Genomic DNA, 13,433 nt, shown 5'->3' with positions numbered 1-13,433 from the left:
GCCTGATGCGCTACGCTTATCAGGCCTACATGGTCCTGCAATATATTGAATTGGCAAGATTTTTGTAGGCCGGATAAGGCGTTCACGCCGCATCCGGCATGAACGACGCGCACTTTGTCAACAATCTGACGTTAGCATCAGAAGTGAGTATTAATGCTCATATACCACGTACGTCCCGGCTCGTTATAGGTATACGCCCCGGCACCGGCGATATAGTTGGCTCCTGCCAGATCGCCCGTGGTCTGGGCATTACCCGCACGCCACAAACGTTTGTCGAACAGGTTGTCCACGCCGCCGGTCAGACTGACATTCTTCGTTACATCCCAGGTCGCGCTCAGGCCAACAATGCTGTACGGGCTGATTTCTTTGGTTTCCGGTCCAACCGCTGGCTGACCTTTATAGTTGTACTTCTTCGGCTGCTGCTTGCCGTACCAGGTGAAGGTTGTTTGCATCGACAAATCTTCCCGTGCCTGCCAGCTCAGCGTTGAGTTCAACGTATACTCCGGGATGATCGACAAACGGTCGCCCGTGGTTTTGTTTTCACTCTTCAGCATATAAGTGATGTTATTGGTCCACATCACCGTTTCGCTAACCGGTACGTTTAACGATCCTTCCAGACCTTCAACCACCGCTTTCGGTACGTTATCCCACTGATAGAGATCGGTGCCGACTGCGTTTTGCCCTACAGCCACATAGCCCGCTTCAATCTTATTGCGATAATCGTTACGGAACCAGGTGACGCCCGCCAGCCAGCCGTCGCGTTTGAACTCCAGACCAATCTCCTTGTTGATACTGGTTTCCGCTTTCAGGTCATCATTACCTTGCAGATAGCAGCCGCCCGCGCTGGCATAGCAGCCCTGACCTTTACTGTAGAGAATGTAGTTTGGGTTAGTCTGGTACAGACTCGGCGCTTTATAAGCACGGGCAATGCCCATTTTCAGCGTGAAGTCATCGCCTAAACCTTGCGAGATATTCAGCGCCGGACTCCAGTTATTGCCAACAATGCTGTGATGATCGAAACGCAGCCCCGGCGTTACGATGGTGCTGTCAGTCAGCTCCATATTGTTTTCGGCAAACAGCGAGAAAATTTCTGCTTTTGAATATGGGCTACGGTCGGTGGCACTCACGCCATCAATAGCGCCACCGGTATTCGTCCCGGTGAGCGCCTGGGTGTTGGAACTTAAGTCCTTCATCCGTTGCTGATTCCACTCCGTACCCAGCGTCAGCGTCTGGTTAACGAGGAAATCAATCGGCAGGTTAACTTCGCTATGCAGCATCACGTCATCGAGATCGATATCGACGAAATCCTGTGTCGCTTTTTCGTTAAATTTCCCTTCTGTGCCGCCCGCCAGACCTTCCGGGATGCGCGAGTTACGGGTGTGTTCGTACTGCACCCAGTTGCTGGTGGTCACGCCGTTATCCCAGCCGCCGTTCCAGGTCAGCGAGTAGTTCTGGCGATACAGACGGTTGGTTTCATCGCCATATTTCGAGCGGGTATAGGAGTCAGAGTTGGTGTTCTGGGTATCGCCCGCATACAGGTTACCCTGGCGGCTGTAACCCGCTTCCAGTTCCAGCGATTGCAATGGTGCGAAGTCCCAGCGCACCACGCCATTAATATCTTTGTTGATCACCCCTTCGCGCCCGGCTGGTAACGTCGTGGCATAGGTTCCGGCACGCGCGGACTGATGGCCCTGGTTGATATCCCACGCGTCAGCCTGGGTTTTGTCGAGGTTGCCATACAAGCGGAAGCTGAATTCGTCGCCCAGCGGACCGGTGAGGCTAAAGTTAGTGCGTTTGGTGGCACCTTCCTCTTTATGTTCTGGCGCATTGAAATATGCGTCCCAGGAGCCGTGCCACTCACCACTGCCTTTTTTGGTAATGATGTTAACCACGCCGCCCGCCGCGCCGTTGCCATAACGCGCAGCTGCCGGACCACGCAGAACTTCAATACGTTCAATCATTTCAGGTGGTACCCAGGAGGTATCACCACGGGTATCGCGCTCGCCACGCCAGCCCTGACGCACCGAGTTACGGCTGCTTACCGGCTTGCCGTCAATCAAAATCAGCGTGTTTTCCGGACCCATGCCGCGAATATCAATTTGTCGGTTATTCCCACGCTGACCACTGGTGGAGTTACCGGTCAGGTTAACGCCTGGCATGGTACGGATGATCTCCGACACATCGCGGGCAACGGGGTTTTTGCGGATTTCATCTGCGGTGATGGTCGAAACGCCAGGCGCTTGCAAGTTCTGCTCGGCGGCGGTAACGACAATGGTATCGTCGTGTGAAACAGGAGTATCGGTTGGCTCTTGTGCCTGTGCTACCCCATAAATCCCCAGATTGACCAACAAGGCCAGGGAATGAATCTTCTTGTTCATTGTTTTATTCCTGCATTTTTGCCACGAATTGCAACTGTCGGGCATGGTCGTCATCAATACGACGCACCCCGCTACCGCGAAAACCTTTGATCCTGAAAGACACGCAGTGCAGTTGGTTAATTAATGTCCGCGCTTCCCACGGCGCGCCATTACGCTATTGCAAATGCAAATAGTTATCAATAATATTATCAATATATTTCTGCAATCAATGAAAAATTGCACAGTAAACATGGGGTTATGGTGTGACGGCGTTAAAAGTAGGAAGTGAGAGCTGGTGGCAGTCGAAACATGGCCCGGAATGGCAGCGTCTGAATGACGAAATGTTTGAGGTCACTTTCTGGTGGCGTGATCCCCAAGGTTCTGAAGAATACTCGACGATAAAGCGGGTATGGGTCTACGTCACTGGTGTGACCGATCACCATCAGAACAGCCAGCCCCAGTCGATGCAGCGAATTGCAGGCACCAACGTCTGGCAGTGGACGACACAACTCAATGCCAACTGGCGCGGCAGCTACTGTTTTATTCCCACCGAACGCGATGACATTTTTTCTGCACCATCCCCCGATCGCCTCGAATTACGTGAAGGCTGGCGAAAACTATTACCCCAGGCGATAGCCGATCCGCTGAATCCACAAAGCTGGAAAGGCGGGCGAGGGCACGCTGTTTCTGCACTCGAAATGCCGCAAGCGCCTCTGCAACCGGGATGGGATTGTCCGCAAGCGCCAGAAATACCTGTCAAAGAAATTATCTGGAAAAGTGAACAGTTGAAAAATTCACGCCGTGTATGGATTTTTACCACCGGCGATGCAACAGCAGAAGAACGCCCGCTGGCAGTTTTGCTTGATGGCGAATTTTGGGCGCAGAGTATGCCCGTCTGGCCTGCGCTGACTTCGCTGACCCATCGTCGGCAACTTCCTCCCGCCGTGTATGTGTTGATCGACGCTATCGACACCACGCACCGCGCTCACGAACTGCCGTGTAATGCGGATTTCTGGCTGGCAGTACAGCAAGAGTTATTACCCCTGGTGAAAGCTATTGCCCCTTTTAGCGATCGCGCCGATCGCACCGTGGTCGCCGGGCAGAGTTTTGGTGGGCTTTCCGCGCTGTATGCCGGACTGCACTGGCCTGAACGTTTTGGCTGTGTATTAAGCCAGTCAGGATCGTACTGGTGGCCGCATCGGGGCGGGCAGCAAGAAGGTGTTTTACTTGAGCAACTTAAAGCTGGTCAAGTTAGCGCCGAAGGTCTGCGCATTGTGCTGGAAGCGGGTATTCGCGAGCCGATGATCATGCGGGCCAATCAGGCGCTGTATGCGCAATTACACCCCATAAAAGAATCCATTTTCTGGCGTCAGGTTGACGGCGGACATGATGCGCTTTGTTGGCGCGGTGGCTTGATGCAGGGGCTAATCGACCTCTGGCAACCACTTTTCCATGACAGGAGTTGAATATGGCATTCAGTAATCCCTTCGATGATCCGCAGGGAGCGTTTTACATTTTGCGCAATGCGCAGGGGCAATTCAGTCTGTGGCCGCAACAATGCGCCTTACCGGCAGGCTGGGTCGTTGTGTGTCAGCCGCAGTCACAGGCGTCCTGCCAGCAGTGGCTTGAAGCCCACTGGCGTACTCTGACACCGGCGAATTTCACCCAGTTGCAGGAGGCACAATGAGCCAGCATTTACCTTTGGTCGCCGCACAGCCCGGCATCTGGATGGCAGAAAAACTGTCGGATTTACCCTCCGCCTGGAGCGTGGCGCATTACGTTGAGTTAACCGGAGAGGTTGATGCGCCACTACTGGCCCGCGCGGTGGTTGCCGGAATAGCGCAAGCAGATACGCTGCGGATGCGTTTTACGGAAGATAACGGCGAAGTCTGGCAGTGGGTCGATGATGCGCTGACGTTCGAACTGCCAGAAATTATCGACCTGCGAACCAACATTGATCCGCACGGTACTGCGCGGGCATTAATGCAGGCGGATTTACAGCAAAATCTACGTGCCGACAGCGGCAAACCGCTGGTCTTTCATCAGCTCATTCAGGTGGCAGATAACCGCTGGTACTGGTATCAGCGTTATCACCATTTGCTGGTCGATGGCTTCAGTTTCCCGGCCATTACCCGCCAGATCGCCAATATTTACTGCGCATGGCTGCGTGGCGAACCAACGCCTGCTTCGCCGTTTACGCCTTTCGCTGATGTCGTGGAAGAGTACCAGCAATACCGCGAAAGCGAAGCCTGGCAGCGTGATGCGGCATTCTGGACGGAACAGCGTCGTCAACTGCCGCCGCCCGCGTCACTTTCTCCGGCACCTTTACCGGGGCGCAGCGTCTCGGCAGATATTCTGCGCCTGAAACTGGAGTTTACCGACGGGGAATTCCGCCAGCTGGCTACGCAACTTTCAGGTGTGCAGCGTACCGATTTAGCACTTGCGTTGGCAGCCTTGTGGCTGGGGCGATTGTGCAATCGCATGGACTACGCCGCCGGATTTATCTTTATGCGTCGACTGGGCTCGGCGGCGCTGACGGCTACCGGACCCGTGCTCAACGTTTTGCCGTTGGGGATTCACATTGCGGCACAAGAAACGCTGCCGGAACTGGCAACCCGACTGGCAGCACAACTGAAAAAAATGCGTCGTCATCAACGTTACGATGCCGAACAAATTGTCCGTGACAGCGGGCGAGCGGCAGGAGAGGAACCGCTGTTCGGTCCGGTACTCAATATCAAGGTATTTGATTACCAACTGGATATTCCTGGTGTTCAGACGCAAACCCATACCCTGGCAACCGGTCCGGTTAATGACCTTGAACTGGCCCTGTTCCCGGATGAACACGGTGATTTGAGTATTGAGATCCTCGCCAATAAACAGCGTTACGATGAGCCAACGTTAATCCAGCATGCTGAACGCCTGAAAATGCTGATTGCCCAGTTCGCCGCGGATCCGGCGCTGTTGTGCGGCGATGTCGATATTATGCTGCCAGGTGAATATGCGCAGCTGGCGCAGATCAACGCCACTCAGGTTGAGATTCCAGAAACCACGCTGAGCGCGCTGGTGGCAGAACAAGCGGCAAAAACACCGGATGCTCCGGCGCTGGTTGATGCGCGTTACCAGTTTAGCTATCGGGAAATGCGCGAACAGGTGGTGGCGCTGGCGAATCTGCTGCGTGAGCGCGGCGTTAAACCAGGCGACAGCGTGGCGGTGGCGCTACCGCGCTCGGTCTTTTTGACTCTGGCGCTACATGCAATTGTTGAGGCTGGTGCGGCCTGGTTACCGCTGGATACCGGCTATCCGGACGATCGCCTGAAAATGATGCTGGAAGATGCGCGTCCGTCGCTGTTAATTACCACCGACGATCAACTGCCGCGCTTTAGCGATGTTCCCAATTTAACAAACCTTTGCTATAACGCCCCGCTTACCCCCCAGGGCAGTGCGCCGCTGCAACTTTCACAACCGCATAACACGGCTTATATCATCTTTACCTCTGGCTCCACCGGCAGGCCGAAAGGGGTAATGGTCGGGCAGACGGCTATCGTTAACCGCCTGTTGTGGATGCAAAATCATTATCCACTTACAGGTGAAGATGTCGTTGCCCAAAAAACGCCGTGCAGTTTTGATGTCTCGGTGTGGGAGTTTTTCTGGCCGTTTATTGCCGGGGCTAAACTGGTGATGGCTGAACCGGAAGCGCACCGCGACCCGCTCGCTATGCAGCAATTCTTTGCCGAATATGGTGTAACGACCACGCACTTTGTGCCGTCGATGCTGGCGGCATTTGTTGCATCGCTGACTCCGCAAACCGCTCGTCAGAATTGCGCGACGTTGAAACAGGTTTTCTGTAGTGGTGAGGCCTTACCCGCTGATTTATGCCGCGAATGGCAACAGTTAACCAGCGCGCCGTTGCATAATTTATATGGCCCGACGGAAGCGGCGGTAGATGTCAGCTGGTATCCGGCTTTTGGCGAGGAACTGGCACAGGTGCGCGGCAGCAGTGTGCCGATTGGTTATCCGGTGTGGAATACGGGCCTGCGTATTCTTGATGCGATGATGCATCCGGTGCCGCCGGGTGTGGCGGGAGATCTCTATCTCACCGGTATTCAACTGGCGCAGGGGTATCTTGGACGACCCGATCTGACCGCCAGCCGCTTTATTGCCGATCCTTTTGCCCCTGGCGAACGGATGTACCGTACCGGAGACGTTGCCCGCTGGCTGGATAACGGCGCGGTGGAGTACCTCGGGCGCAGTGACGATCAGCTAAAAATTCGCGGGCAGCGTATTGAACTGGGCGAAATCGATCGCGTGATGCAGGCACTGCCGGATGTCGAACAGGCCGTTACCCACGCCTGCGTCATTAACCAGGCTGCCGCAACGGGAGGCGATGCGCGTCAGTTGGTTGGGTATCTGGTGTCGCAATCAGGCCTGCCGCTGGATACCACTGCATTGCAGGCGCAGTTGCGCGAAACATTGCCACCGCATATGGTGCCCGTGGTTCTGCTGCAACTTCCGCAGTTGCCGCTTAGCGCCAACGGCAAGCTGGATCGCAAAGCCTTATCGTTGCCTGAACTGAAGGCACAAGCGCCGGGGCGTGCGCCGAAAGCGGGCAGTGAAACGATTATCGCCGCGGCATTCTCGTCGTTGCTGGGTTGTGACGTGCAGGATGCCGATGCTGATTTCTTTGCGCTTGGCGGTCATTCGCTACTGGCAATGAAACTGGCTGCGCAGTTAAGTCGGCAGTTTACCCGCCAGGTGACGCCGGGGCAGGTGATGGTCGCGTCAACTGTCGCCAAACTGGCAACGATTATTGATGGTGAAGAAGACAGCTCCCGGCGCATGGGATTCGAAACCATTCTGCCGTTGCGTGAAGGTAATGGCCCGACGCTGTTTTGTTTCCATCCGGCCTCCGGTTTTGCCTGGCAGTTTAGCGTGCTTTCGCGTTATCTCGATCCACAATGGTCGATTATTGGCATTCAGTCGCCGCGCCCTCATGGCCCCATGCAGACCGCGGCAAACCTGGATGAAGTCTGCGAAGCGCATCTGGCAACGTTACTTGAACAACAACCGCACGGCCCTTATTACCTGCTGGGGTATTCGCTGGGCGGTACGCTGGCGCAGGGCATTGCGGCGCGACTGCGTGCCCGTGGCGAACAGGTGGCATTTCTTGGCTTGCTGGATACCTGGCCGCCAGAAACGCAAAACTGGCAGGAAAAAGAGGCTAATGGCCTGGACCCGGAAGTGCTGGCGGAGATTAACCGCGAGCGCGAGGCCTTCCTGGCGGCACAGCAGGGAAGTACTTCAACGGAGTTGTTTACCACCATTGAAGGCAACTACGCTGATGCTGTGCGCCTGCTGACGACTGCTCATAGCGTACCGTTTGACGGTAAAGCGACGCTGTTTGTTGCTGAACGCACGCTTCAGGAAGGTATGAATCCCGAACGCGTCTGGTCGCCGTGGATAGCCGAGCTGGATATCTATCGTCAGGATTGTGCGCATGTGGATATTATCTCTCCAGGGGCATTTGAAAAAATTGGGCCGATTATTCGCGCAACGCTAAACAGATAAATTAACATTATCTATAAACCCATAATTACAGAAAATAATTATGGGTTTTTTATTTGTTTGATTTATAGGTTTGATGAATATTTCTCTTAAATAGAGTGAATGTTGCATTCAGTGGAAGGAATTTACAAACTTCAGCTTCGGATAATTATCACCAACTGGTAAAGTGAGCGCCGTAGAGATTTCCCCTATTGGACTCATTTTCAGGTTATACCCCATGTCATCACTGAATATTAAACAGGGAAGTGACGCTCATTTTCCCGAGTATCCTCTGGCGTCGCCCAGTAATAATGAAATTGATTTACTTAATCTAATCGCAGTTTTATGGCGGGCCAAAAAAACGGTCATGGCGGTCATTTTTGCATTTGCCTGCGCAGGTTTACTGATCTCTTTCATCCTGCCGCAAAAATGGACCAGCGCGGCGGTTGTCACGCCTCCAGAACCTGTTCAGTGGCAGGCGCTTGAGAAAACATTCACTAAGCTTCGTGTGCTGGATCTGGATATCAAAATTGATCGTACAGAAGCATTTAACCTGTTTATCAAGAAGTTTCAGTCGGTTAGCTTGCTGGAAGAGTACCTGCGCTCAACACCTTATGTGATGGACCAATTAAAAGAGGCGAAAATCGACGAACTGGATTTGCATCGCGCAATTGTCGCATTGAGCGAAAAAATGAAAGCGGTTGATGACAATGCCAGTAAGAAAAAAGATGAACCGTCACTGTATACCTCCTGGACGCTAAGTTTTACCGCGCCAACCAGCGAAGAGGCGCAGACCGTTTTGAGCGGGTATATCGATTATATCTCTGCGTTGGTGGTGAAAGAGTCGATAGAAAACGTCCGTAATAAACTGGAGATCAAAACCCAGTTTGAAAAAGAAAAACTGGCTCAGGATCGCATTAAAACGAAAAATCAACTTGATGCAAACATTCAGCGCCTCAATTATTCACTCGACATTGCCAACGCGGCAGGAATTAAAAAGCCCGTTTACAGTAATGGTCAGGCCGTTAAAGATGACCCCGATTTCTCTATTTCTCTCGGCGCAGACGGTATTGAACGCAAACTGGAAATTGAAAAAGCGGTTACTGACGTTGCGGAACTGAACGGTGAATTACGTAATCGTCAGTATCTTGTCGAGCAATTAACAAAAGCAAATATCAACGATGTGAATTTTACGCCGTTTAAATATCAGTTAAGCCCGTCATTGCCAGTGAAAAAAGACGGTCCGGGTAAGGCGATTATTGTGATCCTTTCTGCGATGGTCGGCGGGATGGTGGCTTGTGGTGGCGTGCTGTTGCGCCATGCGATGGCATCCAGAAAACAGGATGCCGTGATGGAAGAGCACTTAGTTTAACTATTTGCGGTTGAAGGTGCCGTTCGTCCGAGCGGCACCACGAGCGGCGTTCCGGCTACCGGATCGTCAATAATCATGCAGCGCAGACCATAAATGCGCTCGATCAATTCAGCAGTGACAATCTCCTTCGGCGCTCCCTGAGCAACAATTTTCCCTTCCCGCAATGCAATCAAATGGCTGGCGTAACGACAGGCCTGATTAAGATCGTGCAGCACCGCCGCCAGGGTATAGCCTTTCTCGCGGTTCAGTTCGCTTAACAGTTCCAGTAGATCAATCTGATGACTGATATCCAGCCAGGTCGTGGGTTCGTCGAGCAGCATAATTGCCGTTTCCTGGGCCAGCACCATTGCTATCCACGCTCGCTGGCGTTGTCCGCCAGAAAGGGTATCCACGCTTTGATCTGCCAGATGAGTTATTCCCGTGGCCTGCATCGCTTTCGTTACCGCTTCTTCATCCTCTTTGCGCCAGCGGGTAAACAGCGGTTGATGCGGGTAACGTCCACGCGCCACCAGCTCCTGCACGGTGATATCGCCCGGCGTGGTAGCATTTTGCGCCAACAGGCCAATCCGGCGTGCAACCTCTTTACTGGCGTAATGTTGAATGTGCTCACCATCCAGCCAGACATGCCCGTGAGCAGGCGTCATCAGGCGGCTTAAAGTACGCAGTAACGTGGATTTACCGCAGCCATTTGGCCCGATAATTGCCGTGAAGTGACCATCAGGAATTTCTACAGTCAGATTTTCCGCAACGGTATATTTGCCATATCCGAGGGTTAACTGTTCGCCACGCAAACGGGCTACTGATTCGGTCATTTTTTGCGAGACTCCTGAATTAACAAGACGATAAGGTAAATACCACCGAGGCTGACGGTAACGACGCCAACCGGAAGTTGATACGGCATAAACAGTTGTTGGGCGCAGAGATCGGCCGCCAGCAGTAACAACGCCCCGCACAGCGCCGCCTGGGTCAGCCCCCAGCGAGCGGTGCTGCTAATGCGGCGGGCAATGTGTGGCGCGACTAAAGCAATAAAGGAAATCGGCCCCGCCAGGGCAGTGGCAGCTGCGGTAAGTACTACGGCGACCAGCATCATTAACAGCCGCGAACGTTCGACGCTGACGCCCAGCGCACATGCGGTATCATCACCCATCTCCAGCAAGCGCATCCGCCGCACCAGCAAGGCGGCGGCAATGAGCATCAATATAATGATGGGTGCGGAGGGCGAGGTTTTTGCCCACGTCAGGCCGTTGAGCGATCCGGCATTCCACAAACCTGCTGTTAGCGCCGTTTCTAAAGACGCTTTCAGCAAAAGCCAGGTATTAAAGGCCACCAGCATGGCGCGAACGCCGATGCCGATAATAATCAACCGAAAGGTGTCGATGCCGTTACGCCAGGCGAGCAGCCAGACCAGCAGCGAGGTGACAATGCCGCCCACCATTGCTGCCAGGGCGATAGCCGTCAGGTCCTGACCAAACAGCACCATCGCCACCAGCACGCCGCTCCACGCCCCGGTGTTAAAGCCCATTACGTCAGGGCTGCCGAGCGGGTTACGCATCAGCGACTGAAAAATCGCGCCGCTGACGCCCAGAGCCGCGCCAATTAACAGCGCCATCAGCACGCGTGGTAAACGCCATTCGGTGACCACCATCGTCATACTGCGCGGCGCATCGCCCATCAGCGCGGCGAATATCTGCGAGGTTTCCAGCGTGACGGTACCGCTGCGTAATCCCCAGATACCTGCAACCACACAGGCGGAAACCAGCAGCAAACAGGTGATGATTAATCGGCGAGAGACGTAAATCATGCGCCACCTCGCGTTTTACGTCGCACGAGGAAGATCAGCACCGGTGCGCCAATAAAGGCACTGACTACAGAAACGCGCAGTTCGCCGGGCACAATCACACGCCCGATGATATCGGCAAACAGCAGCAGGGCAGGGGTAGCAAGTAGCGTGACGGGCAGCGACCAGCGATGATCGGCACCTACCAGCCAACGCGCCATATGCGGCATCATCAGGCCAATAAAGGCAATCGGGCCAACTACCGCCGTTGCACTACCGCAAAGCACGGTAATCGCCAGCAGACCAATCAACTGTGTGCGCGCCACGCGACTGCCTAGCGCCGTCGCGGTGTCACTGCCGAGGCTTAAACTGTTCAGCGCGCGGCTCAGTAATAGCGCGGTTGCTCCGGCGATCAGCACCGGGATCAGCACAACTTTTAAGGTATATAGATTACGAATATCCAGCGAACCGGCTTGCCAGAAACGCAACTGATCGTAGACGTCAGGATTAAGCAGGGCGATGCCGCTGGTCAGCCCTTCCAGCACCGCCGCCAGCGCCACGCCCGCCAGGGTTAAACGCACCGGACTTAACTGCCCGCCGCCCTGGCTGCCGGTAAAGGCAACAATCAATGAGGCCACCAGCGCCCCGGCGAAGGCCATCGCCAGTTGTTCCTGCGCGGATGAGTAACCAAACAGCGCCGCACCCAGCACAATGGCAAAGCTGGCTCCGGCGTTCACGCCAAGCAAGCCGGGGTCGGCAAGTGGGTTTCGGGTGAGGGTTTGCATCAACGCCCCGGCAAGGCCAAGCGCACCGCCTGCCAGTAAACCGGCAAGGGTGCGCGGCAGTCGCGCGTCGAGCACGATGGTGCAGTCGGCGCTCTGGCAGGTGCCGGAGAGGGCCTCCAGCACTACGGAAGCGGGGAGTGATTTTGCCCCAATGAGCAGGCTTAATGCCGTCGCGATAATCAGTAATAACAGCAATCCGGGCACGGCAATGGCGCGTGTCACGGCAATAGAACCAGACATACGAACTTCCATGATAATGAAATTAATTATCGTTATCGATCTTATTTGGATATGTTAGCATGTGCAGCCTAAGAATAGGTATTTAAAATATTTGATGGCAAGGCATTGTAATGAATAAACAATCCTGGCTGCTTAACCTCAGCCTGTTGAAAACGCACCCGGCGTTTCGTGCAGTATTCCTCGCTCGTTTTATCTCAATTGTGTCTCTGGGTTTGCTCGGCGTCGCGGTGCCCGTGCAGATCCAGATGATGACGCATTCTACCTGGCAGGTGGGGCTTTCGGTGACGCTGACCGGCGGCGCGATGTTTGTTGGCCTGATGGTCGGCGGTGTGCTGGCGGATCGCTATGAGCGCAAAAAAGTGATTTTGCTGGCGCGCGGCACCTGTGGCATTGGCTTCATTGGACTGTGCCTTAATGCACTGCTGCCGGAGCCGTCATTGCTGGCAATCTATTTACTTGGTTTATGGGATGGTTTTTTCGCATCACTTGGCGTTACGGCGCTACTGGCGGCGACACCTGCACTGGTAGGGCGTGAAAACTTAATGCAGGCCGGGGCGATCACCATGTTGACCGTGCGCCTGGGGGCGGTGATTTCGCCTATGATTGGCGGTTTATTGCTGGCGACCGGCGGCGTAGCCTGGAACTACGGGCTGGCGGCGGCGGGCACGTTTATTACCTTGCTACCGTTGTTAAGCCTTCCGGCGTTGCCACCGCCACCGCAGCCGCGTGAGCATCCGTTGAAATCATTACTGGCAGGATTTCGTTTTCTGCTCGCCAGCCCGCTGGTGGGAGGGATTGCGCTGCTGGGTGGTTTATTGACGATGGCGAGCGCGGTGCGGGTACTGTATCCGGCGCTGGCTGACAACTGGCAGATGTCGGCGGCACAGATTGGTTTTCTCTATGCGGCGATCCCGCTCGGCGCGGCTATTGGCGCGTTAACCAGCGGGAAGCTGGCACATAGTGCGCGACCAGGGTTGTTGATGCTGCTCTCCACGCTGGGATCGTTCCTCGCCATTGGTCTGTTTGGCCTGATGCCGATGTGGATTTTAGGCGTGGTTTGTCTGGCGCTGTTCGGCTGGCTGAGCGCGGTTAGTTCGTTGCTGCAATACACAATGCTGCAAACACAAACCCCGGAAGCGATGTTAGGGCGGATTAACGGTTTGTGGACGGCGCAAAACGTGACGGGCGATGCCATAGGCGCGGCGCTGCTGGGCGGTTTGGGAGCGATGATGACACCGGTTGCTTCCGCAAGCGCGAGCGGTTTTGGTTTGTTGATTATCGGCGTGTTGTTATTGCTGGTGCTGGTGGAGTTGCGACGTTTTCGCCAGACGCCGCCGCAGATGACAGCGTCCGACAGTTAA

The 13,433-nt window shown here is 54.6% G+C and carries 9 protein-coding genes; 5 read left to right on the top strand and 4 right to left on the bottom strand.

Annotated elements, in window-relative coordinates:
* Positions 1-137: 137 nt before the first annotated feature.
* Positions 138-2,378 carry a siderophore enterobactin receptor FepA gene (gene fepA, locus ACJHYR_RS12445; protein WP_001034923.1) on the bottom strand — a complete coding sequence of 747 codons (2,241 nt, stop codon included), beginning with the start codon at positions 2,376-2,378 and terminating at the stop codon, positions 138-140.
* Positions 2,379-2,620: 242 nt separating this feature from the next.
* On the opposite strand from fepA, the gene fes reads away from it, so the two are divergent.
* The 4 genes from fes (at position 2,621) to wzz(fepE) (ending at position 9,270) form a co-directional block, all read left to right on the top strand.
* Complete coding sequence (gene fes / locus ACJHYR_RS12440) at positions 2,621-3,823, top strand: enterochelin esterase (protein WP_000125857.1); 1,203 nt, start codon at positions 2,621-2,623, stop codon at positions 3,821-3,823.
* Positions 3,824-3,825: 2 nt separating this feature from the next.
* Positions 3,826-4,044 (top strand): enterobactin biosynthesis protein YbdZ, encoded by a 219-nt coding sequence (gene ybdZ / locus ACJHYR_RS12435; protein WP_000885792.1) that lies wholly within the window; start codon positions 3,826-3,828, stop codon positions 4,042-4,044.
* Complete coding sequence (gene entF, locus ACJHYR_RS12430; protein ID WP_086669515.1) at positions 4,041-7,922, top strand: enterobactin non-ribosomal peptide synthetase EntF; 3,882 nt, start codon at positions 4,041-4,043, stop codon at positions 7,920-7,922. The genes ybdZ and entF overlap by 4 nt, the downstream gene beginning before the upstream one ends.
* Positions 7,923-8,136: 214 nt before the next feature.
* Positions 8,137-9,270, top strand: a complete 1,134-nt coding sequence (gene wzz(fepE), locus ACJHYR_RS12425) for an LPS O-antigen length regulator Wzz(fepE) (RefSeq protein ID WP_000096710.1) — start codon at positions 8,137-8,139, stop codon at positions 9,268-9,270.
* Here wzz(fepE) and fepC read toward each other — a convergent pair.
* The 3 genes from fepC to fepD are packed head-to-tail and all read right to left on the bottom strand — an operon-like array spanning position 9,267 to position 12,072.
* Positions 9,267-10,082, bottom strand: coding sequence for an iron-enterobactin ABC transporter ATP-binding protein (gene fepC, locus ACJHYR_RS12420; RefSeq protein ID WP_000140647.1), 816 nt, complete (start codon positions 10,080-10,082; stop codon positions 9,267-9,269). The two genes, wzz(fepE) and fepC, sit on opposite strands and share 4 nt — an antisense overlap.
* On the bottom strand, positions 10,079-11,071 hold the full coding sequence (gene fepG, locus ACJHYR_RS12415) for an iron-enterobactin ABC transporter permease (RefSeq protein ID WP_000640953.1): 993 nt from the start codon (positions 11,069-11,071) through the stop codon (positions 10,079-10,081). Before fepG ends, fepC begins: the two co-directional genes overlap by 4 nt.
* Positions 11,068-12,072 (bottom strand): Fe(3+)-siderophore ABC transporter permease, encoded by a 1,005-nt coding sequence (gene fepD, locus ACJHYR_RS12410; RefSeq protein WP_001305550.1) that lies wholly within the window; start codon positions 12,070-12,072, stop codon positions 11,068-11,070. Before fepD ends, fepG begins: the two co-directional genes overlap by 4 nt.
* 110 nt (positions 12,073-12,182) lie before the next feature.
* On the opposite strand from fepD, the gene entS reads away from it, so the two are divergent.
* Positions 12,183-13,433, top strand: a complete 1,251-nt coding sequence (entS, locus tag ACJHYR_RS12405; protein ID WP_001586793.1) for an enterobactin transporter EntS — start codon at positions 12,183-12,185, stop codon at positions 13,431-13,433.

Source organism: Escherichia sp. WS1450, assembly GCF_046487395.1.
Taxonomy (GTDB): domain Bacteria; phylum Pseudomonadota; class Gammaproteobacteria; order Enterobacterales; family Enterobacteriaceae; genus Escherichia; species Escherichia coli.
Note: the sequence above shows the minus strand (reverse complement) of the source record. Positions and strands in the feature narration are given on the sequence as shown.

Bases quoted from the DNA above. Each gene is read 5' to 3' on its own strand.
- fepA (WP_001034923.1), bottom strand. From the start codon at position 2,378: ATGAACAAGAAGATTCATTCCCTGGCCTTGTTGGTCAATCTGGGGATT.
- ybdZ (WP_000885792.1), top strand. From the start codon at position 3,826: ATGGCATTCAGTAATCCCTTCGATGATCCGCAGGGAGCGTTTTACATT.
- entF (WP_086669515.1), top strand. From the start codon at position 4,041: ATGAGCCAGCATTTACCTTTGGTCGCCGCACAGCCCGGCATCTGGATG.
- fepC (WP_000140647.1), bottom strand. From the start codon at position 10,082: ATGACCGAATCAGTAGCCCGTTTGCGTGGCGAACAGTTAACCCTCGGA.
- fepG (WP_000640953.1), bottom strand. From the start codon at position 11,071: ATGATTTACGTCTCTCGCCGATTAATCATCACCTGTTTGCTGCTGGTT.
- fepD (WP_001305550.1), bottom strand. From the start codon at position 12,072: ATGTCTGGTTCTATTGCCGTGACACGCGCCATTGCCGTGCCCGGATTG.
- entS (WP_001586793.1), top strand. From the start codon at position 12,183: ATGAATAAACAATCCTGGCTGCTTAACCTCAGCCTGTTGAAAACGCAC.